Source organism: Bacterioplanes sanyensis, from assembly GCF_002237535.1.
GTDB lineage: Bacteria > Pseudomonadota > Gammaproteobacteria > Pseudomonadales > Oceanobacteraceae > Bacterioplanes > Bacterioplanes sanyensis_A.
The window spans coordinates 3,330,369-3,354,065 of record NZ_CP022530.1; the positions used below are offsets into that span (position 1 = coordinate 3,330,369).

Here is a 23,697-nt window from a genome sequence, read left to right on the forward strand (position 1 = left end):
AACGGGGATGACATGTCATCCCCTGAGTTCTTAAACCGCTGACCTAAGCAACGGCCGGGCCACGAAATTAGCCTAGACGGTAATTAGGGGCTTCTTTAGTAATCTGTACATCGTGCACGTGAGACTCACGCATGCCCGCTGCGGTAATTTTGACAAACTCAGGCTTGGTACGCATTTCATCGACCGTGGCACAACCTGTGTAACCCATGGCAGCGCGCACACCTCCCATTAATTGGTGCACCACCGCAGAGGCCGGGCCTTTAACCGCGATACGACCTTCAATGCCTTCTGGCACCAACTTATCAACACCGGCTTTTTTATCTTGGAAATAACGATCCGATGAGCCCTGGCTTTGCCCCATGGCACCCAAAGAGCCCATGCCACGATACGACTTATAAGCACGGCCTTGGTAGAGCTCTACTTCGCCCGGTGCTTCGTCGGTACCCGCCAGCATAGAGCCGACCATAATAACGCTAGCACCTGCGACTAAGGCCTTGGCAATATCGCCCGAGAAGCGAATACCACCGTCGGCAATCACAGGCACACCGTACTCTTCCATCGCTGTTGCCACATTAGCAATGGCAGAAATCTGCGGCACACCGACACCGGCAACAATACGAGTGGTACAAATAGAGCCTGGGCCAATGCCCACTTTCACAGCATCGGCGCCAGCTTTGGCCAGATCAATGGCCGCAGCAGCAGTGGCGATATTGCCGCCAATCACTTGGACTTGTGGGTAGGTTTCTTTCAACCAACGCACGCGATCAATCACACCGGTGCCAGAGGCATTGCTGGTATGACCATGGGCAGTATCAACAATAATCACGTCAACACCGGCATTCACCAACAGCTCACAGCGCTCTTCGGTGCCAGCACCTGTGCCCACCGCAGCAGCGACCAACAAACGGCCTTTGTCGTCTTTAGCGGCATTAGGGTAAGCACGAGATTTTTCGATGTCTTGCACCGTCATCAGACCGGTCAGCTTGCCGGCATCGTTCAATACCAAAACTTTTTCAATGCGATTTACGTGCAGCAGTTTTTGCACTTCGCTGGGGCTGGTGCCCTCTTTGACCGTCACCAGACGATCGCGCTGAGTCATGACGCTGGACACGCTGGCATCCAGGTTCGTTTCAAAGCGTACGTCACGACTGGTGACAATACCGACCAGCTCGCCGTTATCGACCACCGGCATGCCAGAAATATTGTGCTGTTCGGTCAAGGCCAACAGTTCACGAATACTGGTGCTGCTGCTGACAGTAATCGGGTCAACCACCACACCGCTTTCGTACTTTTTAACTTTGCGTACTTCAGCCGCTTGCTGCTCAGCGGTGAGGTTTTTATGGATGACACCCAGACCGCCTTCTTGGGCCATAGCAATCGCCAGACGGGCTTCAGTAACGGTATCCATTGCCGCCGAAATCAAAGGCACATTCAAACTGATGTTTTTGGTCAGACGGGTGGTCAGGGAAACCTGGTTGGGCAGGACTTCAGAGTAGCCGGGAACTAATAGCACATCATCAAAGGTGAGTGCTTCCTGAGCGATTCGCAACATAGAGTGCCTTCCAGAACGGGAATGTAGAAGGCGCGGCATTATAGCCGAAAACAACAGCAAAATAAAAGCCTGAAAACTGGTCAAAACCAGCGCCATTCCTGGCCGCATGGTCAGTTATTGAGGCAGCGCCCCTCACGTAAGAACCACAGGGTTTTGCGGCGCAAGTTGGGTACGACGTAACTGGCAATGTGCCCGCCTTGACTGTCGTGCCAACACGCTTTGACATTCTCCAACGCATCGTACACTCGCCGCCCATGCTGATAGGGAATGATATCGTCGTCGGTACTGTGCATGATCATAGTGGGCACCCGAATCCCATTGGCATGATCGATCGGATCCCAGTCGCTCGGCAACAGCCATGTGGCAGGCCAAATCAAATAACCAATCCAGCTCTGCGACAGCGCGTGGCGTGCCACCTGAGAATAGCTCGCCAATGGTGCTTCCAGAAATAATGCGTCGATTTGATAACGTTGCTGCGCCTTGGACACAAACGGCACCGCCAACGCCGCACCAATGCTCTGCCCGAGAACTGCCAGTTTTTTGTCCGGATGGCGCTGGCGCAACCACATCGCCGCAGCCTCTATGTCCATAAACACCGCAGGCAACATCGGACGCCCCTCTGACGCACCAAAGCCGCGATAGTCCAACGCCAGCACTGACACCCCTTCAGCAGGCAGCCAATCAATGCTGCGAAAATGACTGGAAATGTTCTCTGCATTGCCGTGCAAGTAGAGCACTACCCAGTCACCGTCTTGCTGAGCGGGCAGCCACCAAGCATGCAAACGAGTGCCATCCTGTGCTTGCAGTGCAACATCCTCGTAGACCAAACCAACATCCGCCGGCGTTTGTATCCACACCTGTTGCGGATAGAAAAACACACTGGTTAACGAGCTGCAGCCGGACAAACAACATAATACCGCCAGCAACCACCCCCTCTTTAAAAATACTGCTGCCAACTCACTCGCCACTCATTGTTTGTTGTCTCTTGCTGCCACTGGCGTATCCATTCTGCACGCAACTGTGACTGTGACGTCAGCCGGAGCCCCAGTCGCGCCAACACCTCATGGCGCTCACGATTATCCCCAGCCACTGACGGCTGCCAGTTGCCCTCGATATTGGCATTGAGTAAATGGCTTTGATAAAGCCACCCGGCTCTCGGACCCAGCGTTAACTGATAACCCTCTTCAATTTGGTTATCGACCAGCAGCTGAGTCTCCGCCAAACCATACAAACGCCCACCGGCCAAACCCACCGCTTGGCCAAAGGCAACGTGTAAATACCCATGCAATGGCGATTCTCTACCAACAAAGCGCTTTGCACCTCCACTAACCCCCCACGCCGTTGGGCGCTGATAGAAATCGCGCTGGCTGAGTGACAACACATCAATCACCGTTAAACGCTGCAGTCGAATGTCGTCAGTGTCCCAGGCCCGCAACTCGGTGGCGCCCATTTGGATTTGCGAACCAGGTACAAAGCCGTCCAGTAAATCCATCACATCGTGGTAAGCGGGCCGCCAGTGCAAATCCACAAAGCCGTGCTCGGTTTGACCCGCTGCCAAAGCAAAGCGTCGCGTTTGGTGCCCCTGATCATCGCGCAATCCAGGCTGAGCTGCAGGCTGAAAGCCGCTCTCAATCGGGCGTTTGGCTCTGGCGGACAACAATGCCAGTGTTCTGCGGCGCAACTCAGGACTGGCTTTTTTCTTTTTCACCGCCAAATATCGAGCGTAAGCGTGGGACAACTCCAATGCCTGCACTTGTTGCTTGGCACTGAGTGACTGCAACAGAGTGTCGATATCATCGTCGCTCTCCACCAATACACGCGATACCTCTCTCACCTGTTTACTCACCTGATCACTGGCTGCGTTCAGCTGTGACGCTGCCGATGCTCGGTAAACGGCACCGGCTACAAATCCTTGGTCATCCAGCGCACGGATGGTGTCTACCGGAACCGCTGTGAGAAAAAAATCATCGGTTAAATCGGCGCGTTCAGTCGCTGCGTCAATTAAAGCTAACAGCCGATACGAGCAGTTCTCGTCAAAGAAGAAATAGTCAAATTCGGTATCCTGAGTTTCCCAAATATGACGTACAAACTGATCCACTTCAGCAGGCGATAAATTTAAGGGGTACTCCCAAACGTCACGGTACTCCATGTGCTGGTATTCGTTAGTCTTCACATAGTACGGCAGCACTGACACCACACCAGGGTATCCGCCAGTCAGACCTTTATAGCTGAACACCAGCTCGTTATCCGTAGGATCAGCATTGGCGGCAAAGTTAACACTGTAAGCCAACAGCTTACTACTAGCAGGATCCTCTCGATCCATGCGCACCAGTGTGTGGCCATACATTGACGAAGGAGAATTAATATGGGAGGCGGGAAAAATTAGCGTCAGAGAATGAGCGGCGATTTCTTTTGCCCAGCGGTCAAAATCCGGGCAAGGCTGATCAATAAACGCATGATCATTGAGTTGTTGTTTCAGCCACTCATAGCGTGCAGGAAAACGACACTGCGCCGATTCATCGTCGGCCATATCTGTAATAGAGAAAGCCCTGACTGCGGCATTTAACTCAGCCAAAGCATCGTATTTGCCGGTTGGATGCAGAAAAAATTCATCGCTGTCATTTTGGCTGTACACTTCTCCATTCCAATGCAGTCGGTAATGTAACAAGTGCTGCCATTGTTTATGTTGTGCTAGCGCTTCAAACGTTGAAGCATCGTTACTGGCAACACAAACACCACTGTAAAGCAAGAGCAACACCATAGCCTGGCGAATACTGACGCTCCATTTCATTATCTCAACCCTGATATGACGACCATAAAAAAGCGCGCCAATGGCGCGCTTTTTTTGGCTAATTAAAATTAACCAACGTACTTTTTCAGCTGCTCACTGTCAGCCAACGCAGCAGTCAGTGCTTCATAAGCTGTACCTGACGTTGCATCGGCGTGGAACAGGTTATCAAAGTTCGATTGAACTGTGCGATTGAACGCAGCAGAGTCTGCTGCTTCAACGCCCATTACTTCAGCCAGTGCAGCCAGAGTTTCACCTTGACCTTTTGCAGCATCCAACGCCAGCTGGTCCATGTTGTCTTCCATGAACGCCTGAGTTTGTGCCATTGGGCCATTTGCATCTTGGCAGTTCAGGGTACCTGAAGTCATACCAAACGTTTGGTTGCCAGACGTACCATTGGTGGTCGCTGCCAGCACATGCTCGTGCCATTCGTTTGCATCTGGGAAGACTACTGCAGTACCCAGGCCACAACCTGCTGGGCCATGATCAGCCATTGCCATAGAAGAAGCGGCTACTAATGCAGCACCTGCAATCAGTTTTTTCATGATGTATTCCTTTTCCATTTGATTTACTCAGCTGAGCTGAAGTTCTGTAAAGTTAGACGTTTGAATTAACTCTGTCTACGACCCAAAAGGGTGATACGGCGATCATGTCTCAGTCTGGCTGAACGCGACCTGAACCTACGAACCTGATACTCTTCTACGTTTTATGTATGACAAAGTCGTGACCCACTCATGAGCCAACGCCCACACGAACAGCCTGTTTTCAGCGTTAGCCAACTCAATGACCGCGCTCGCCAACTGCTGGAAATATCATTTGCGCAGGTACGCGTCAAAGGTGAGATTTCCAATTTATCGCGCCCAAGCTCTGGGCATTGGTATTTCACCTTAAAAGACGAGCAGTCGCAGGTTCGCTGCGCTATGTTCCGCTCGCGTACCGCCCAGCTCGCTTTCGACCCCAAAGCCGGCGATCGTGTCGAGCTGCGCGCCAAGGTCAGCCTGTACGCCGCGCGCGGTGACTATCAGCTGATTGTCGACAGCATGAAGCCCGCCGGTGAAGGGGCACTGCTACTGGCGTTTGAGCAATTAAAACGCAAATTACTGGCCGAGGGTTTGCTTGATGCCAGCCTGAAACGCCCGATTCCAGCACCAAGGCGTGTGGCCATTATTACCTCTCCCAGCGGCGCAGCGATCCACGACATGCTGACGGTGTTTCAGCGCCGCGACCCCAGCATTGAGATCGATGTTTATCCTTCTATGGTGCAAGGCAAAGCCGCCACGGCCAACTTGGTGGCAGCTTTGCAACGCGCCAACCGCGATCAACGCGCCGATGTCATTATTATTGGCCGCGGCGGCGGCTCGTTAGAGGATTTGTGGTGCTTTAACGACGAATCCCTAGCCCGCGCCATCGCTGCATCACAGTTGCCCGTAGTCAGCGCCGTTGGCCATGAGGTCGACACCAGCATTGCCGATCTGGTAGCGGACCTGCGCGCCCCCACCCCATCGGCCGCCGCTGAACTGCTCTCCAGTGACCGCTCGCAGCAGCGCCAACGCTTGGTCGAGCTGGCAAAGCGCTTGTGGCACAGCCAGCAGCGACAGCTGAAAATGGCGGCTAACACTGTGCAGCAGTTGCGCGGGCGCTTGCGTTCACCGCAGCAACTGCTGCAAGACAGTAGCCAACGACTGGATCAACTCGAGCTACGTCTCGGTCGCGCTTGGCAGCAGCAACAACAGCACCGTCATGAACGCTTGGCATCACGTTTGGCGGCTTTGCAGCATTGCCACCCGGAGCGCGCCATTGAGCAGCAGCAACAGAACATCAACTCGCTGCAGCAACGTTTGCAGCGTGCGATGCATCTGCACCTTCAGCATCATCAGGATGCCCTGGCACACCAGGTACAGATGCTGAACAACCTTAGCCCGCTGCAAGTCCTGACTCGCGGCTATGCCATCGCACAATCCGCGGATGGTAGCGTGATACGCAATGCCAGCGAGGTAGCCCTAGGCGAGCGGATTACAACTCGCGTGCAACAAGGCACACTGCATTGCCAAGTGATTGGTACCGATACGGAGAGCGCGTCATGAAGCCATGGCCATTCCTGCTGGCCGCGTTAGTGATGGCCAATCAGCTGTTCGCCTTGCCCGACACCCATGCCATTGCTGGCGGCATTTGGCGCATCGACCTGCCGGCCAGCGCCACCAAGCCGGCAGTGCGGTTTAATGACAAAGCGGTGAAAACCGTGCGCAGCAACAACGGCTGGCATGCCGTGATCGGCATTCCACTCGATGCCAGCGGCGACATCCAAGCCTCAGTCGATGGCAAAGCGCTGACACTGGCGTTAACTGAGCACGCCTACGCCGAACAACGCCTGACCGTGCAACGCAAGCACTCCAACCCTAACAATACTGCGATGGAGCGCATTCGCAGCGAGTTTGCGCGCATGAGCCCGGTGTATACCAGCTTCAACAACAACACCACAGAGCACTGGCCCGAGTTTCGCTGGCCGCTGCATGGCCGCGTTAGCTCACCATTTGGCTTGCGACGTTTTTTTAACGACCAACCACGCCGCCCGCACAGCGGCATTGATATTGCTGCGCCCACCGGCACCGCCGTCAAGGCACCAGCGACCGGTACAGTCGTACTTACCGGCGACTTTTATTTTAACGGCAACAGCGTTTTTATCGATCATGGCCAAGGCTTGATCAGCATGATGTGCCACCTCAGCCGCATTGATGTGAAAGAAGGAGACGTGGTCGAGATTGGCACCACCATCGGCGCCGTAGGCGCCACCGGCAGAGCCACCGGCCCACACCTGCACTGGACGGTCAGCTTGAACAATGCCCGCATTGACCCAAGATTGGTGGTACCAGAGCCACTCAAGAGCGAGTCAAAATGAAGCACCCAGCCAGCACAAACACACTGCCCGCAGCGGGCAGTGCCTGCGGCCTGCGGCCGGACCCAGCCGCCTTAACCGACGATGTGGGTTTCGATTTTTCCGCCGCCGCCACATTGGCCAGCAGCACCACAGATGAACAAGATTCGCAAAAACCGCCATCACCGACGCCCTGCCGCGCCTATACTAAGTCCGTTCCCTGATCTGCTGATTTGGACTTATGAAGAAAAAAGTATCCGTCGATCAATTGCGGCCTGGCATGTACGTGTCCGACCTGAACTGCGACTGGATCCCCCACCACAACTATCAAAAAGAAGGCCGCATCCCAGATGAGGCCACCATCGCTGGCATTCGCAAACGTGGCATCACCGAGGTCTACATCGACCCAGAGCGCGGCCTGGATGTCGACGGTGTGCCAGAAAACGAGGTCGACCGTCATAACCAAGCGGCGCTGGAAAAAGCCGGCGAACTGAAGCCAGATCAGGCAGCACGCATCAGCAGTCAGCAAGAGTTACACAAGGCCAGCAAACTGCACGACGAGGCCAAAGGGCTGATCAGCAATGTGCTGCACGATGTCAAAATGGGACGCCCGATCGAAGTCGACGCCTTTGAAGAGCTGTCCGGCGGCATGGTGGATTCGGTGCTGCGCAATCACAACGCCCTGGCTTGCTTGGGGCGCATTCGCCAAAAAGACAACTATTTGCTCGAGCATTCCGTCAACCTGGCGGTACTGATGGGCATTTTTGCCCGCGCTATGGAGTTGGATCGCGACACCATGCAGCAGGCGGTACTCGGCGCCATGCTGCACGACATTGGCAAAGTGATGATCCCGGACGAGATTCTGCACAAACCCGGCAAGCTGACCGACGATGAATTTGCCGTCATGCGCCAGCACGTGGTGCACAGCCGGGAATTGCTGCAACACACTCCAGGCATCTCTGAGCTGACGGTAAAAGTGGCTGCACAGCATCATGAGCGCATCGACGGCAGCGGCTACCCAGAAGGCTTGCACGGCTGCGACATTTGCCGCGAAGGAAAAATGGTCGCCATTGCCGACGTATACGACGCCATCACCGCCGATCGCGTTTATCACAAGGGGCTCCCTCCCACAGCGGCGATGAAAAAACTCCTAGAGTGGAGCGGAACGCACCTTGAGGAAACCCTGGTGCATCGCTTTATTCGCTCGATGGGCATTTACCCGGTGGGGTCGTTGGTCAAACTGCGCAGTGGCAAACTGGGCGTTGTGGTCGAAGCCGGAGAAAAAGATCAGCGTTTGCCCATCGTGAAAATTATTTATCACGCCAGCAAACGCCAATACATTCCTATCGAATTACTGGACCTGGCCAGGCCCAGCAATCAAGACGAGATTGTTCAAGCGGTTGATCCAGAACGCTATCAAATCCGCCTAAACGACTTTATGGTCTGAGCCAATCAGCCTTTTGACCAAGTCGTGCCTTCTGGACTGTCACGCAACACAATACCAACCGCCGCCAATTCGTCACGCACCTGATCGGCGGTGGCAAAATCTTTATTGACTTTGGCATCGGCACGTTTTTCGATCATGCCAGCAACCCAGTCGGCGTCGACATCGTCGCCCTGTAAAAAGGCTTGGGGATCGTCTTGCAAACAACCCAGCACATCACCCAAAAAGCGCAGCTGACCGGCCAATGCCGCCTGCTGCTCACCGCTGGATTTATTCAGCTCACGCACTAACTCAAACAATACCGCCAGTGCTTCGGCGGTGTTGAAATCGTCGTCCATCGCGGCATAAAACTGCTGCGAAAAGCCGTTATCCAGGTTGGCAGGTGCCGCATCCGGGCAATGAGCTAGGGCGTTGTAAAAACGCTCCAACTTTTGCTGCGCCTCTTTCAGGCTGTCTTCGCTGTAGTTGATTGGGCTGCGATACTGGCTGCTTAACAATAAAAAGCGCACCACTTCCGCTGGGTATTTATCCAAAATTTCGCGAATGGTAAAAAAGTTGCCCAACGACTTGGACATTTTTTCACCATCGACACGCACCGCACCGGCATGCATCCAAGTGTTTGCATAGTGCTCACCGGTGGCCGCTTCAGATTGGGCAATTTCGTTTTCATGGTGCGGGAATTTTAAATCCGGGCCACCACCATGAATATCGAAATTATTGCCCAAGCAGCAGGTCGACATGGCCGAGCACTCAATGTGCCAACCAGGGCGGCCAATGCCCCAAGGTGATTCCCAATGCGGTTCATCCGACTTAGCGGATTTCCACAGCACAAAATCCAGAGGATCACGCTTAAACTCGTCGACCTCAACACGAGCGCCGGCTTCCAGCTCATCCAACACTTTGCCGGATAATTTGCCGTAGCCATCAAATTTACGCACCGAATAATACACATCGCCATTGTCGGCGGCGTAAGCAAAGCCGCGTGCAATTAATGTTTCGGTCATTTTAATGATGTCGCCGATGTGCGACGTCGCCCGCGGCTCAGCATCCGGCGGCAAAATACCCAAACGCTCAGCGTCGGCATTCATTTCGGCGATAAAACGCTCGGTCAAGTCAGTGAAGACTTCGCCATTTTCATTAGCACGCTGGATGATTTTGTCGTCGATGTCGGTAATGTTGCGAATATAGTTCACTTCATAACCACGATGACGCAAGTACCGTGCAATCACATCAAAGGCCAGCATCACCCGGGCATGACCCAGGTGACAGTAGTCGTATACCGTCATGCCACAGACATACATGCCCACTTTGCCAGGATTAATCGGCTGGAAAGCCTCTTTTTGGCGAGTCAGGCTGTTGTAAATGGTCAATGACATGTATTACTCCTTTTCGGATGTGGGTTGTGTCAGGGATTTATCTTCACGCAGGCCGATGGTCAAATTAAATACCGGCTTTTCTGCGCTGTGGTCAAAGCGGTCGGCAACAAAGTAGCCTTCACGCTCAAATTGGTAAACTTGTTCGTTACTCGCTGCCGCCAAAGCAGGCTCGATCATAGCAGAACGAACCGACAGAGACGCTGTATTCACGTTGTCCATAAAGTCGCCCTCGCCTTTATCCGGCGCCGGGCTGGTGAACAAACGCTCGTACCAGCGCACTTCTGCAGCAACGGCGTGCGAGGCAGATACCCAGTGCACAACACCCTTCGGCTTATCGCCGTCTTCTGGGTCCTGCCCTAAGGTATTTTCAATCAGCTTGGCACGCACCAAGGTGACTTGGCCTTGCTCGTCCTTATCATAATCCACCGCTTCGATCACATAGCTGTGACGCAAGCGAATACGCTTACCTGGGGTGAATTTTTTCTTGAATTTTTTGCTGTACTCTTCTTTGAAGTCGTCCTGGTCGATATAAATTTCACGCGTAAATGGCATTTCGCGTGCACCCAGGTCGAGCTCATGGTGGTACTCAGCGCTGAGCTGCTCCAGATGCTCTTCTGGCAGATTTTCGATCACCACTTTTAACGGATTTAATACCGCCATGGCGCGCGGCGCATTTTTATTCAAATCATCGCGCAGCGCGTGCTCTAACATGGCGACATCCACTAAGCCGTCACTGCGACTGACGCCAATCATCTGGCAAAAATTACGCACCGAGTTGGGCGTAAAACCGCGACGACGCATGCCAGAAATGGTCGGCATACGCGGATCGTCCCAACCGGCGACGATGCCATCGTCCACCAAGCGCTTCAGTTTACGCTTGGAAGTGACTGTGTAATTCAGGTTCAAGCGGCCGAATTCGTACTGACGAGGTTTGGCCGGCACTGGCAAATTGTCGATAAACCAGTCGTATAAAGGACGGTGATCTTCAAACTCTAACGTACAAACCGAGTGTGTCACCCCCTCAATAGCGTCCGACTGGCCGTGAGTAAAATCATAAGTCGGATAAATGCACCATTTATCGCCCGTCTGGTGATGATGAACGTTGCGAATACGATACAAAATCGGGTCACGCAAATTCATGTTGCCTGCCGACATATCAATTTTAGCCCGCAGCACATGCTCACCGTCAGCGAACTCACCGGCGCGCATGCGAGCGAATAAGTCCAGATTTTCGTCAACGCTGCGCTCACGATAAGGGCTGGCTTTGCCGGGACGATTAAAGTCGCCTTTGTACTCTTCCGCTTGCTCAGGCGTCAGGCTACAGACGTACGCTTTGCCAGCCTTGATCAGCTCAACGGCATACTCATAAAGGGTATCGAAATAGTCGGATGAATAACGGACGTCGCCTTTCCATTGAAAACCGAGCCAGCGCACATCGTCCTGAATCGCATCGATGTATTCCTGACTCTCTTTTTCCGGATTGGTGTCGTCAAAGCGCAAATAGCACTCGCCGCCAAACTGCTGCGCCAGGCCAAAGTTCAAGCAGATCGATTTAGCATGGCCAACATGGAGGTAGCCGTTCGGCTCAGGTGGGAAACGTGTGACCACCTGGCTGATCTTACCGCTGGCAAGATCTTCCTCAACGATTTTGGCAACAAAATTATTACTGGTAGGGGCGGTGTCAGTCATGAATGTCCGTCTTACTCTGGTTTCTGCTCCGTCACGGCGTCCGGCGCTGCGGGAGCGGCAAAAAGGCGCTATTATACGCCCTCCCCCAGCCCGGGGGATACCGCATTTGAACTGAAGAGGCTTGATATGATTCGTTTGCAGACCAATTTTGGCGACATCACCCTGGAACTCGACCACGATAAGGCGCCGAAAACGGCCGCGAACTTCGAACAGTACGTCCGTGACGGTTTTTACGACGGTGTCATTTTCCACCGCGTCATCGACGGTTTCATGGTGCAAGGCGGCGGCATGGAGCCTGGCATGAAGCAAAAAGAGACACGCGAGCCGATTGAAAACGAAGCCGACAATGGCCTCACCAACGACGTTGGCACCATCGCCATGGCCCGCACCATGGATCCACATTCAGCCAGCGCGCAATTCTTTATCAACGTCGCAGACAACGGCTTTTTGAACCACACCGGCAAAGACATGCAAGGTTGGGGTTACTGCGTATTTGGTAAAGTGACCGACGGCATGGACGTGGTGAATCGCATCAAAGCGGTGAAAACCACCATGGCGGCGGGCCACCAAGACGTGCCAGTGGAAGACGTGATCATCGAAAAAGCTGAAATCATCGACTGATGACCAGCTATTTCATTTCAGATCTGCATCTGGAAAGCGCCAAGCCAGCCATGACGGCTGGCTTTCTGGCGTTCCTCAAACAGCTGAAACCTGCCGACCGGCTGTACATTCTCGGCGACTTTTTCGAAGTTTGGATGGGCGATGACTATCAGGACGCTCTGACTGAGACCGTCATCACCGCACTGCGACAGCTCACCGAGCAAGGTAGCCAGCTATTTTTGATGCACGGTAATCGCGACTTTTTAATTGGCGATGCTTTCTGTCAGCAAACCGGCGCTGAGCTGTTGCCGGACCCTTGTGTGATCGAACTGCAAGGTGTCCCTGTGCTGCTGATGCACGGTGACAGCCTGTGCACGCGGGATACGGAGTACATGAAGTTGCGACAGATGCTGCGCAATCCGCAATGGCAGCAGCAGTTTTTGTCCCAATCGCTGGAGCAACGCATTGCGTTTGCGCGCCAAGTGCGTAGCGAAAGTCAAAGCGACCAGCAAATGAAAAGCGACGACATCATGGACGTGACTGCGCAAGAAGTGGATCAGGTAATGAGTGAGCACCAGGTTAGCTGGCTGATTCATGGCCACACTCATCGCCCGCAAATCCATTATTGGGAGCATCAGGGTCAGCCACGAGAGCGCTGGGTTCTGGGTGACTGGGATGAACAGCATGGCTGGAGCATCGACGATGCCAGCGGCCAATGTGAGCTGCGGCGCTTCGCCTTCGACTCACTGTAAGATATGCCTAGGCCTCAGCAAACAGCTGGGGCTCAGGTTCAAGCAAAACATCAAAGCGCGCTAACACATCTTTCTGCACCTGCCGCACCAATGCCTGGACATCAGCCAGTGTGGCTGCACCGTGATTGACCAGCACCAGCGCTTGCTGATCGTGCATGCCCACTGGGCCCAATCGCTTACCTTTCCAACCGACGGTTTCTATCAGCCACCCTGCTGCCAGCTTAACGGCATCCCCCGCCGGATACTTGGGCATATTGGGATGCAAGCGCTGCAGTTGTTCGGCTTTGTCAGCCGCCACCAGCGGGTTTTTAAAAAACGAGCCGGCATTGGCCAGCACCTGCGGGTCGGGCAATTTGGAGCGGCGCACTTCACACACCTGCTCGATCAACCCGACTGGTGTGACCTCATGGGTTTGCGCCCATTGCGCCAGTGGTCCATACGAGACATCAGGATCAAACCGCCGCGCCAGGCGAAAACACACACGGGTAATGATGACGTCGCCACGCAATTCGCGTTTAAACACCGAGTCGCGATAGGCAAAGCGGCATTGAGCGATGCTCCAGCGGGTCAATTGGCCAGTGCTGAGCTGAATCCCTTCGACCCACTCCAACACATCGGCCAGCTCCACCCCATAGGCACCAATATTTTGGATCGGCGCAGCACCAACGGTACCGGGAATCAGTGCCAAATTCTCAACACCATGGCCGTATTGAATGCTATCCAGCACCCACTGATGCCATGGGCAACCGCCGTCTACTACCACCCAACAGAAATTGCCATCGCGACGCACTGCTCTGTGCTGGCCCATGCCATTTTGCACAATCAAACCGGGAACGTATTCGGGCAATAACACATTACTGCCGGCGCCCAGCACTCGCACTGGAAGCGTCGCGCGCTGCGCCCAGCGCAGTAACTCCAACAGCTGCGATATCGATTCAAAGCGGGCAAAAAACTGACCATGGGAAGAAAGCCCCATGGTGTTCGGCAACGCCTGCTGGGCAGCGGGCATCATAGTGTGGCTTGAATCTGCTGCAACAAGCGCTCCGATGCCTGCTCAATCAGATCGAGTACCTGCTCGAAGCCTTGCTCACCGCCGTAATAAGGATCCGGCACTTCCACCTCTTGGCCAGCGCCATAGGTCGCCAAAAACAGTTGCGGTTTGGTCTGCTCAGGTTTGCCCTGGTACCAGGACGACAACACCGACAAGTTGTTGTGATCCATCGCCAAGACATAATCAAATGCTGCTAAATCGCTGACTTTAGCCTGGCGCGCGCGCAACGGCGACAGATCATAACCGCGCCGCGCCGCCGCTTGCTGTGAGCGTCCGTCCGGCGCCTTGCCCACATGCCAGTCGCCAGTGCCGGCAGAATCCACGGTAATGGTGTCACCGAGGCCGGCACTGTCGACGTAGTGCTGAAAAACGCCGTGAGCTGTGGGCGAGCGACAAATGTTGCCCAAACAAACAAACAGCACCGAGGTCATGCAGTGGGCTCTTGTTTGGCTTCCTTGGCCAGCGCCAGCTTTTCATCCTCAGATAAGCGCCGTGCTTCGCTGTCCAACATCACTGGTACGCCATCACGGATCGGGTAACCAAGGCCATCGAAAGTGCAGATCAGCTCTTGTGTGTCTTTGGCGTATTTCAGCTTGCCCTTGCAGATCGGGCAAACCAGCATGCTCAACAGTTGTTTATCCATGATTCATCTCATCTTCAAGCGTTGCGCTCGGCAACGCGCAATAATTCGGTTTCCAGCTGGTCACGGACGCTGTTTTTCATCGCCGTACCCACCTGCAGGTACCACATTTTACGGGTCGCAAACGGACGTATTTTAACCCAGTCTTTTTCCGTCATAACCACCGCTGCCGCATCGCCAAACTCCAGCTCTTCGGCCACAAACTCATGGTGATCAGGGTACCAATGAGTTTGCACACACGCCCCTAACTGTTCCAGCGTGGTTTGAAAGCGCTGCGGATTACCAATGCCTGCCACCGCATGCACCGCTTGGTTCTGCAGCACCCGAGGCGAGCGTCTGGCGCCGGTCAGTGCATTGACCAAAGCGATCGGGCGAACGCAAAAATCCACACCGTTGCGAAGCTCCATGTCCACACTGCGGCGCCGACTCAGCGGCTCACGTAACGGGCCGATGGGCAGCAGCCAGCCATTACCAAACTCACGTTCAGCGTCCACCACCAGAATTTCCAGGCTGCGCTTCATGGTGTAGTGCTGCAATCCATCGTCGCTAAAAATGATGTCCGCGCCGGGTGTTGCTGCGGCCACCGCACGAGCCCGTTGCGGATCAACCCAGACAGGCACATTGAGACGCTGGGACAGCAACTTGGGCTCATCGCCACAATGCTCCACCGCCGTTTCGCTATCGACTCGCAAAGGATACGCTGGCGCCTTGCCGCCATAACCTCGGCTAACAATGGCCGGGCGTAAACCGAGCTGCTGCGCTCGTTCAACCAGCCAAATAATAAGCGGCGTTTTTCCGGTGCCACCGACGGTCAAATTGCCAACCACCCATACCGGCACCTCTCCGGCCGCTTGTTGACGATTGCTGCCCAAGCGCCGCCAGCGGTGGTTCACCACCACAGAACTGAGCGATTGCAGCGGCAGCAACCAAGCGTTATGCCACCAAGGGCGATACCAGTTGTCGCTGATGCGCTGCGACAGCTTATTCATTCAGTCGTTTCCGCGTATTGCAGTCGGTGCAAACGTTCATAGGCGCCACCTTTTGCCAGCAACGCTTGGTGCTGGCCTTGTTCGACGATTCGGCCTTGCTCCATCACTAAAATACGGTCGGCATTTTCGATGGTGCTCAGCCGGTGGGCGATGACCAGCGTGGTGCGATTTTGCATCAGCTGCTCCAGCGCTTGCTGAATATGACGCTCGGACTCGGTGTCCAGCGCCGATGTGGCTTCGTCCAAAATCAGTATCGGCGCGTCTTTTAACAACGCACGGGCCATGGCAATACGCTGGCGCTGACCGCCAGACAGCATACTGCCCGCCTCCCCTACCGGAGTGTCGTATCCCTGTGGCAAGGCCAAAATAAACTCATGCGCGCACGCTGCTTTGGCTGCTGCTTCGATCTGCTCCTGACTGCAGTCGGCCAACTCGCCATAAGCAATGTTGTCGCGCACCGACGCATTAAACAAAGTCACCGACTGACTGACGATGGCAATGTGGGAACGTAAATTGGCCAAGGTGTAGTCGTTGATGTCGACACCATCGAGAAGAATCTGGCCAGCGCTATATTGATAAAACCGTGGAATTAAATTCACCAGGGTGGTTTTCCCACTGCCAGACGCGCCCACCAAAGCGATGGTTTCGCCAGCTTGAATATCAATATCTATTCCGTCGAGCGCTTTCTTTTCCGTATTGGGGTACCCAAATGAGACCTTATGAAACTGCAACTTTCCTCTGACGGTATCTGCGACATACTGACCATTATCAGGCTCAGGATCTGCATCCAGCACCGTAAAAACGGACTGTGCCGCCGCAATTCCTTTTTGAATAATTGAATTAATATCCGTCAAAGAGCGTACAGGCTTGGCTATCAATGAAGCCGCAGTTAAGAAACTAATAAACTCTTCATTGTTCATCGCGCCAGAGGCTAACCTCTGGAACATGAAATACACCATCACACTTAAGCCAATGGCCACGATTTGCTGATTCAAAGGAACATTAATCGCATTGGTCAGCGCCAGCTTCAATGTCTGCTTTTGATTGTAGTGACTGGCCTTATTCAGACGTTGACGTTCAAATGTCTCACCACCAAACGTTCGAACTTCACGATAACCTGTAATTGTCTCATTGGTGACTTGAGCCACTTCGCTCATCGAGTCCTGTATCCGTCTGCTATAGCGACGAAACAAACGACTGGCGAGAGCGACCACGACCCCAATGATCGGCACCAACACCAAAAATGTGTAAGTCAGACTGGCGTCTAAATAAAACATATAGGCCATTAGGCAAATGACTGACAGTCCATCCTGGACCAGTATCGTAATGGCGCGCGTACATGCTGATGTGACCTGCTCAACATTAAAAATAACACGAGCAATTAGGGTACCTGAGGATTCTCCATCGTAATAACGACTCGGTAACCGGGTCATTTGATCGAAAAGATTAGTACGCAGATCGTGTACCACCCCACGAGCCACTACCGCTATATAATATTTTCCGAAAAAGGTGCCAACACCGCGCCCTAAGAAGGTCGCACTGAGAGACAGCACCAACAACAACGCCAACGGCTGGTCAACGTATTGTTCGAACACATTGAGCAACGGCTGCTCAACATACGTAAAGAAGAAATCGGCCACTGGCTGAAACACAGACTCATCCAGTTGCTGCAACGCTTTGAATGAATCTGCTGACTGATCAACAACAGGGGCCACCTCAACCATCTCACCTGCAGCATCATGAGAGTCAACAGCAGCGATGATCTTGCCGGTCAATTTTGCAATCATGGCTGTCATCGCAGCGAACAGAGCAAACCCCATCACTGAAACAAACAGCGAACCTTTGTAAGGCCATGCATAGCGTAAAAGACGCCGATACACAGCCCAGGTCGATTGATTATCCATTAACGCTCGCTGCGCGGCTGGCGCGTGGTAATGCTTAAGTTCACCAGCCCAACCTGACCGGCAGCATCCATGGCACGCACGACGGCTTGATGCGGCGTATTGGCATCGGCGGTGATGATCACCGGCGCGTCGCTGCGCCCTGCCAGCGCTTTTTGCAAGCCGCGCTTGAGCGTATCTAGTTGCTGGTTGACCAACGCCTGGTTGTTGATGCTGTAATCACCTTGGGCATTGATGATGATTTCCAGCGCCGCATCCGGTTGACTGGCCGCCTCGGCGGAGGCTTCAGGCAGATCCAAGTTGAGGTGGTTTTCTTTGGTAAAGGTGGTCGACACCATAAAGAAAATCAGCAACAGAAATACAATATCAATCAGCGGCGTCAGGTTGACCTCAACCGGCTCGCGGTTCTGACGTTTGAAGTTCACTGCTTCGCCCCGGTCGAATCGGCCACTTCACGATCACCGTGCAGAACATCCACCAGCTTCAGTGACTCTTGCTCCATAAATACCACCAGCTCATCGACTCGACGCTGCAAAATACGATGGCAAATCAACGCCGGAATCGCCACCACCAGACCCGCGGCCGTGGTGATCAACGCCTCTGAAATACCGCCCGCCAGCACATTGGCCTGACCCGTGCCGGCCACCATGATTTCGGCAAACACCTTGATCATACCAATGACGGTGCCCAACAAACCCATCAGTGGAGCAACCGCTGCCACGGTTCCCAGTGCATTGAGGTAGCGTTCCATTTCATGAATTTCATGCGAAGCCACTTCTTCGATGCTCTCTTTCATGATTTGGCGACCATGGCGCGAGTTCATCAAGCCGGCTGCCAGTACACGCCCTAACGGGCTCGACTCGCGCAACTCGCGCATGCGCTGGCCATCGAGCTGCTTGTTCTTCATCCAACCCCAAACACGCCCGAGCAAATCGGCTGGCGCTACCTGAGAAGGCCGCAGCGTCCAAAAGCGCTCTACGGTGATGGCCAAGGCCAACACTGAGGCAATAATGATGGGGACCATCATCCAACCACCGTTTTGGATGATTTCTAACATATTCCGTTACTCCAACGCTGCGTAATACAAATAAAAACGGCGCTACTCTAGCACAAGCCCGAAGCCGGGATAAGGCCTCAACCCCGGCGAAAAGTGCCTATAAATCAACGATTTTGCCAAAGTGATAAAGGCGTCATACGCAACCCGTGATGCTCACCACTGGGCGACACCGCCAAGCCCCCTTGTTGATCCGTGCGCCACACCATAACGCCTTGGCTCGATAACCGCGACAGCACCTCGTCATGCGGGTGGCCGAAGCGGTTTTGCCAACCAGCGCTGATCACAGCAAACCTCGGCTGCACAGCATTCAGCCAGGCCTTAGATGTGCTGCCACGACTGCCATGATGACCCACCACCAACCAGTCAGCGCGCAACTGCTCACCATACTGGGCCACCAACTGCTGCTCGACGGAGTATTCGATATCGCCCGGCAGCAAAATGGTGTGCTCAAACCACCGCAGCTGCATTACACAGGAGTGATTGTTGTCGTTATCGCGCCATGCTGCCGCAATCGGAAAGAAGCGATAGCGCAGATTGTCGTTCACCAGATACCAAGGACTAACCTGCAGGTCATGGGCCAGCTCAGTTTGCGTCCACGCATGACAATCGCGCATCGGCACCTCGTGGCGCTCTGGTTGGCCGCCCCACAATACCTGCGGCTGATACCAATGCAGCAATCCCGTCAGACCACCAGCATGATCATTATCTGAGTGGCTCACCACCAGGGTCGACAATTGCGTGACCGATAAATCCCGAAGCGTCGGTACAACCACAGCCTCTCCCATATTGAATCGCGGCGACCAGCGTGCACCTAGGTCATACACCAGCGCTTGCTCCGCTACCGCCACCATACTTAGGCCTTGCCCGACATCCAGAAACCGCAACTGCGCCGTCGGGCGGCTGGGCCAAGCCAGCAACAACAGCAGTACCGCCGTGCCGCCAATGGCCAACTTAGGCGACAAACCACGCCATAACAGCCAACCCCAACCCCACCAAAGCGAATAAAACACCATAGGCAGCCTTGCCCAAGAAGCATCCGAATGACTCACCACCCAGTTAAGCCACTGGCGCAAACCATCCACAACGAATAGAAGCGCCGCATCCAACCACCACACCAGCGCCCCATCCCATGCCAAGGCAGCCAGCAATGCGCGCAACAACAGACCTGGCAGCAGCGACAACGACACCAGCGGCACCGCCAACAGGTTCGCCAGCCACTGCCAGATCCCCAAGGGCTGCAACCACAGCATCAACAGTGGCAGCAGCATCCACCAAGCCGCCCAAGATGGTAACCAAAACCAGCTCCAGCGCGTTGTGTGCCGCCCCCAAAACACCAATACAAGACCCAGCACGACCAACAGCGACATCGCGAAACCGGCCAACTGATGCGCCAGCGGATTGTCCAGCAGCAACACCACCGCCACCCACAACAATAATTGCAGCGGCTGCCAGCGGCGCTGACTCAACCACCAGACGCTGGCCAAGGCCATCATCAGCCAAGCGCGCCAAACCGCAATGCCCCCCATCGACAACCATAAATAGAAAGCCACGACGGCCAGCATCAGCACCGTTGGTAACAACAGCTTGGGAACGAACATCGATAACCGACGCTGCTGTGCTGGCCTGCGCACGGCCGCCAGCAAACGTGCGAGTAGCAGCGATACCCCCCAACCCAACGCCGCGACCAACGCCAAGTGCAAGCCACTAACAACAAACAAGTGCACCGTGCCCGTGCGCTGCCCCTGGCGCCACCAAGGCGCCGCTAGCGCCTGACTGTCGGCAAACACCAGCCCAATGAGCCAGGGACGTAATTCCACCGGCACTTGCTGCAGCCATTGCTGGCGCCAGGATTCGCGCCGTGGCAAACCCGGCCTATCAAGCGAGCGAATGGCTCGTACATACCCCCCAGCATCGATGCCACGCGCCAGCAGCCACACTTCGTAATCAAACGCCAAGCCATTGGCTAAATTACGCGGCGCACGAAGTTTCACCTCGGCCAGCATACGATCGCCCACTTGCAGCTGGCGTGCGCCATAGTAGCTCACCCGAATGCGGCGCAGTTGTGGCGCATGATTGTCAAACTCGGGGCTTAACTGCAGCAATAACCGTTGTGAGCGCTCAGACTCCGTTCTGGCCAATACGTGACCTTCGAGCAAGCGCAGTTGTTGATTTTGTGCCAGTGGTAGTCGCTGCACCAGACGTTGCTGCACCTCCTGGTACGACCAGCCAAACGCCAACAAAAACACCAACGCCCATCGAGGAGAACCAAACGTCAGCGGGAGAGCCAGCAAAGCCAGCCACGGCAACACCAGACTGCCCAGCAATAAGCCGCACAGCAGCAGCCCAGGCAAGCAGTAGCTACCCGCTGGCGGTTGTGAGCCATCGGCAACTGTTTTGTTAATGAAAACTCGCTGCAACACCGCGCCATCCTTGGCTTTTGCCATGCTTTACGGGCATAATTCCCGCGCTGTCTGAGTTGGGCGATCCCATGCCAAAAAAGCTGTTACGAAAAGTTTTTCCTTCGCCTGAGCAAGTTCAGCAGAATGAGTCTCTGCGCTTTCTGCGCCCGCTATTCAACAAGCCAAACTTGTGGCATCTCAACCGGCGCTCCGTCGCCCGTGCCTTTTTTGTTGGTTTGTTTGCCGCCTTTTTACCCTTGCCATTTCAAATGGTCATCGCCGCGTTTATTGCGTTTTACGCCAACGCCAACGTGCCCATTTCTGTTGGTTTAGTATGGGTCAGCAATCCCATCACTATTCCACCACTGTTTTATGCCACTTATCGCTTAGGTGTTTGGCTTTTGGATGCACCGCAAAGGGAGTTTTCCATTGAGCTGTCGCTCGATTGGCTACTGACGGAGTTGGGGCAAATTTGGCAGCCGCTGTGGGTCGGCTCGCTGACCGCTGGGCTGATGATGTCGACGCTGGGGTTTTTATGCGTGCGGGCAGCGTGGCGCTGGCACGCCATTGCTAATTGGCAGCGCCGACGGCTTAACCGCCAGCGTCTGCATCAGCACAAAGACGACTAAGGCAGCGGCTGCAAGCTGAGTTCAGACAGCTGCATGCAGCGGTCCATGCGCTTGGCCAACGAAACATCGTGAGTGACTAGCACAAACGCGGTGTCGTTGGACTGCGCCAATTCCATCATGACGTTTTCGACTTGTGCCGCGGTTTTTTGGTCGAGGTTGCCGGTCGGCTCATCCAGCAGCACCAGCCGCGGACGATTGACGATGGCACGGGCAATGGCCGTGCGCTGGCGCTCGCCGCCGGACAGCTCAGCCGGTTTGTGCTGCGCCCTAGCTGCCATGCCCATTTGCTCGAGACTGGCCAGCGCCTGTGGCTCGGCTTCACGGGTCGACTTGCCCACCAACAACAGCGGCATCATGACGTTTTCCAGCGCGGTAAACTCGGGCAGCAAGTGGTGAAACTGATACACAAAACCGATTTCGCGGTTGCGCAGTGCGGTGCGCTCACCTTCGGACATCTGTGCCATGTCCTGCCCAGCAATCAGCACCTGACCTTCATCTTGGCGGTCCAAACCACCCAACACATTCAGCAGCGTGGTCTTGCCAGAACCCGATGCTCCGACAATGGCAATGGACTCGCCGGCAGCAATGCTTAAATCCACGTCCTGCCACACGGTGACTGACTGCGGACCACTGGTGTACACCTTTTTCAAATCACGAGCTTCGAGCAGCGACGGCATGTGTGTGTCCTTATTCATAGCGAAGCGCCTCCGCCGGATCGACTTTTGCGGCCCGGTACGAGGGGTACAAGGTGGCTAAGAAGCTCAGCAACAAGGCAGCACTGGTAATCACAGCCACGTCCTGCCACAACAATTGCGATGGCAGGTAGGAGATGAAATACACATCGGCATTGAGAATCTGGAAACCCAGCGCCTGCTCTAGCCAAGCAATCACATCAGAGATGGTCAGCGCCGCCAAAATACCCAGGGCGCTGCCCAGAGCGATGCCCACCACACCAATGGCCAACCCCTGCACCATAAAGATTTTCATAATGGTGCTCGGTTTTGCGCCCATGGTGCGCAAGATAGCGATGTCGGCGTGTTTATCAGTCACCACCATCACCAGCGTCGAAATGATGTTAAACGCCGCCACCGCGACAATAATCAGCAGCAGCAGGCCGATCATGGTCTTTTCCATGCGAATGGCTTGGAACAAATTGCCGTGAGTGCGAGTCCAGTCACTGCCACTGAACTGGCCGTCCAGCTCACCGATGATACGCCAGATATGGCCCGGCGCTTGGAACAAATCATCAAAGCGGATACGCAATCCCTGCACCTGATCACCCATACGCGCCAGCTTGCCTGCATCGTGCACGTTAATGACCGCTAAACTGCCATCGAGCTGGGCGCCAACGGCAAAAATACCAGTCACTGTCAGGCGGCGAATGCGCGGCAATACACCGGCCGGCGACAAGGTCGCTTCCGGCAACATTAGGGTGATTTTATCGCCGACCACCACGTTCAATTTGCGCGCGACCAACTCGCCCAACACAACGCCGTAGCTGCCTGGCGTCAGACTGTTGAGCTCACCGCTCACTATGTGTTGCGGCAAAATGGAAACCTTCGGCTCCAGCTCGGGATCAATGCCGGTCACCATCACCCCTTGCACGCGGCCGCCGTAGCCGAGCATACCTTGCAGACGCGTCAACGGCGCCGTGGCCGCCACACCAGGATGCTGTTCAATCTGTTGCGCGACCGCTTGCCAATCGCTCATGCCGCCACGCTCGTAAATAACGCCATGCGGTACCATGCCCAAGATGCGCTCGCGCAGCTCACGGTCAAAACCGTTCATCACCGACAGCACCAGAATCAGTACCGCCACCCCCAACGTCATGCCGACCATGGATGAGGCGGAGATAAACGAAATAAAGTGGTTACGGCGTTTGGCGGCGAGATAGCGCAAGCCGATCCAAATTGGCAATGAGCGTTGAGCAGACATAACTTCCCCAATAATAACTGGCC

General features: G+C 54.7%; 23 protein-coding genes. 7 read left to right on the forward strand and 16 right to left on the reverse strand.

What is annotated here, in order from left to right; translation table 11 throughout:
- Positions 1 to 67: 67 nt before the first annotated feature.
- The 4 genes from guaB to CHH28_RS15380 form a co-directional block, all read right to left on the reverse strand.
- On the reverse strand, positions 68 to 1,552 hold the full coding sequence (gene guaB / locus CHH28_RS15365) for an IMP dehydrogenase (RefSeq protein WP_094061140.1): 1,485 nt from the start codon (positions 1,550 to 1,552) through the stop codon (positions 68 to 70).
- A gap of 110 nt (positions 1,553 to 1,662) precedes the next feature.
- Complete coding sequence (locus CHH28_RS15370; RefSeq protein WP_157729944.1) at positions 1,663 to 2,478, reverse strand: alpha/beta hydrolase; 816 nt, start codon at positions 2,476 to 2,478, stop codon at positions 1,663 to 1,665.
- An 11-nt stretch (positions 2,479 to 2,489) separates the two neighbouring features.
- The gene (locus CHH28_RS15375; protein ID WP_094061142.1) at positions 2,490 to 4,343 is read right to left on the reverse strand and encodes a DUF4105 domain-containing protein; all 1,854 of its coding nucleotides are present in this window, start codon (positions 4,341 to 4,343) and stop codon (positions 2,490 to 2,492) included.
- A gap of 68 nt (positions 4,344 to 4,411) precedes the next feature.
- On the reverse strand, positions 4,412 to 4,885 hold the full coding sequence (locus tag CHH28_RS15380) for a DUF3015 family protein (protein WP_094061143.1): 474 nt from the start codon (positions 4,883 to 4,885) through the stop codon (positions 4,412 to 4,414).
- Positions 4,886 to 5,074: 189 nt separating this feature from the next.
- Here CHH28_RS15380 and xseA point away from each other — a divergent pair, with 189 nt between their 5' ends.
- From xseA to CHH28_RS15400, 4 genes are read left to right on the forward strand one after another with little or no spacing between them, the layout of a single operon-like run.
- A complete protein-coding gene (xseA, locus tag CHH28_RS15385) occupies positions 5,075 to 6,424 on the forward strand; it encodes an exodeoxyribonuclease VII large subunit (protein ID WP_094061144.1) in 1,350 nt (449 codons plus the stop codon).
- Complete coding sequence (locus CHH28_RS15390; RefSeq protein ID WP_094061145.1) at positions 6,421 to 7,236, forward strand: peptidoglycan DD-metalloendopeptidase family protein; 816 nt, start codon at positions 6,421 to 6,423, stop codon at positions 7,234 to 7,236. The genes xseA and CHH28_RS15390 overlap by 4 nt, the downstream gene beginning before the upstream one ends.
- Positions 7,233 to 7,436, forward strand: a complete 204-nt coding sequence (locus tag CHH28_RS15395; RefSeq protein ID WP_094061146.1) for a hypothetical protein — start codon at positions 7,233 to 7,235, stop codon at positions 7,434 to 7,436. Before CHH28_RS15390 ends, CHH28_RS15395 begins: the two co-directional genes overlap by 4 nt.
- A 17-nt stretch (positions 7,437 to 7,453) precedes the next feature.
- Positions 7,454 to 8,659: an HD-GYP domain-containing protein gene (locus CHH28_RS15400; protein WP_094061147.1), complete on the forward strand. Its 1,206-nt coding sequence runs from the start codon at positions 7,454 to 7,456 to the stop codon at positions 8,657 to 8,659.
- A gap of 5 nt (positions 8,660 to 8,664) precedes the next feature.
- Here the strand turns inward: CHH28_RS15400 and cysS are convergent, their stop codons facing one another.
- A complete protein-coding gene (gene cysS, locus CHH28_RS15405; protein WP_094061148.1) occupies positions 8,665 to 10,032 on the reverse strand; it encodes a cysteine--tRNA ligase in 1,368 nt (455 codons plus the stop codon).
- Between the two features lie 3 nt (positions 10,033 to 10,035).
- A complete protein-coding gene (locus CHH28_RS15410; RefSeq protein ID WP_094061149.1) occupies positions 10,036 to 11,721 on the reverse strand; it encodes a glutamine--tRNA ligase/YqeY domain fusion protein in 1,686 nt (561 codons plus the stop codon).
- A gap of 126 nt (positions 11,722 to 11,847) precedes the next feature.
- On the opposite strand from CHH28_RS15410, the gene CHH28_RS15415 reads away from it, so the two are divergent.
- Both CHH28_RS15415 and CHH28_RS15420 read left to right on the forward strand, forming a co-directional pair.
- On the forward strand, positions 11,848 to 12,342 hold the full coding sequence (locus CHH28_RS15415) for a peptidylprolyl isomerase (RefSeq protein WP_094061150.1): 495 nt from the start codon (positions 11,848 to 11,850) through the stop codon (positions 12,340 to 12,342).
- Positions 12,342 to 13,073, forward strand: coding sequence for a UDP-2,3-diacylglucosamine diphosphatase (locus CHH28_RS15420; protein WP_094061151.1), 732 nt, complete (start codon positions 12,342 to 12,344; stop codon positions 13,071 to 13,073). Before CHH28_RS15415 ends, CHH28_RS15420 begins: the two co-directional genes overlap by 1 nt.
- 7 nt (positions 13,074 to 13,080) lie before the next feature.
- Here CHH28_RS15420 and murB read toward each other — a convergent pair whose 3' ends face one another.
- From murB to CHH28_RS15460, 8 genes are all read right to left on the reverse strand, one after another.
- Positions 13,081 to 14,085 carry a UDP-N-acetylmuramate dehydrogenase gene (gene murB, locus CHH28_RS15425; RefSeq protein ID WP_094061152.1) on the reverse strand — a complete coding sequence of 335 codons (1,005 nt, stop codon included), beginning with the start codon at positions 14,083 to 14,085 and terminating at the stop codon, positions 13,081 to 13,083.
- Positions 14,082 to 14,555 (reverse strand): low molecular weight protein-tyrosine-phosphatase, encoded by a 474-nt coding sequence (locus CHH28_RS15430; RefSeq protein WP_094061153.1) that lies wholly within the window; start codon positions 14,553 to 14,555, stop codon positions 14,082 to 14,084. The genes murB and CHH28_RS15430 overlap by 4 nt, the downstream gene beginning before the upstream one ends.
- Entirely contained in the window at positions 14,552 to 14,767 is a 216-nt protein-coding gene (locus CHH28_RS15435; RefSeq protein WP_094061154.1) for a Trm112 family protein, read from the reverse strand. Before CHH28_RS15435 ends, CHH28_RS15430 begins: the two co-directional genes overlap by 4 nt.
- A gap of 14 nt (positions 14,768 to 14,781) precedes the next feature.
- Positions 14,782 to 15,753 (reverse strand): tetraacyldisaccharide 4'-kinase, encoded by a 972-nt coding sequence (gene lpxK / locus CHH28_RS15440; protein WP_094061155.1) that lies wholly within the window; start codon positions 15,751 to 15,753, stop codon positions 14,782 to 14,784.
- Entirely contained in the window at positions 15,750 to 17,657 is a 1,908-nt protein-coding gene (gene msbA, locus CHH28_RS15445) for a lipid A export permease/ATP-binding protein MsbA (RefSeq protein ID WP_094061156.1), read from the reverse strand. The genes lpxK and msbA overlap by 4 nt, the downstream gene beginning before the upstream one ends.
- Positions 17,657 to 18,079 carry an ExbD/TolR family protein gene (locus tag CHH28_RS15450; RefSeq protein WP_094061157.1) on the reverse strand — a complete coding sequence of 141 codons (423 nt, stop codon included), beginning with the start codon at positions 18,077 to 18,079 and terminating at the stop codon, positions 17,657 to 17,659. The genes msbA and CHH28_RS15450 overlap by 1 nt, the downstream gene beginning before the upstream one ends.
- The gene (locus CHH28_RS15455; RefSeq protein ID WP_094061158.1) at positions 18,076 to 18,711 is read right to left on the reverse strand and encodes a MotA/TolQ/ExbB proton channel family protein; all 636 of its coding nucleotides are present in this window, start codon (positions 18,709 to 18,711) and stop codon (positions 18,076 to 18,078) included. The genes CHH28_RS15450 and CHH28_RS15455 overlap by 4 nt, the downstream gene beginning before the upstream one ends.
- Positions 18,712 to 18,815: 104 nt before the next feature.
- Positions 18,816 to 21,155: a DNA internalization-related competence protein ComEC/Rec2 gene (locus CHH28_RS15460; RefSeq protein WP_094061159.1), complete on the reverse strand. Its 2,340-nt coding sequence runs from the start codon at positions 21,153 to 21,155 to the stop codon at positions 18,816 to 18,818.
- Positions 21,156 to 21,199: 44 nt separating this feature from the next.
- On the opposite strand from CHH28_RS15460, the gene CHH28_RS15465 reads away from it, so the two are divergent.
- Entirely contained in the window at positions 21,200 to 21,739 is a 540-nt protein-coding gene (locus tag CHH28_RS15465; RefSeq protein WP_094061160.1) for a DUF2062 domain-containing protein, read from the forward strand.
- Here the strand turns inward: CHH28_RS15465 and CHH28_RS15470 are convergent.
- On the reverse strand, positions 21,736 to 22,434 hold the full coding sequence (locus CHH28_RS15470) for an ABC transporter ATP-binding protein (RefSeq protein WP_094061161.1): 699 nt from the start codon (positions 22,432 to 22,434) through the stop codon (positions 21,736 to 21,738). The two genes, CHH28_RS15465 and CHH28_RS15470, sit on opposite strands and share 4 nt — an antisense overlap.
- Positions 22,427 to 23,674, reverse strand: coding sequence for a lipoprotein-releasing ABC transporter permease subunit (locus CHH28_RS15475; protein WP_094061162.1), 1,248 nt, complete (start codon positions 23,672 to 23,674; stop codon positions 22,427 to 22,429). The genes CHH28_RS15470 and CHH28_RS15475 overlap by 8 nt, the downstream gene beginning before the upstream one ends.
- Positions 23,675 to 23,697 lie beyond the last annotated feature (23 nt).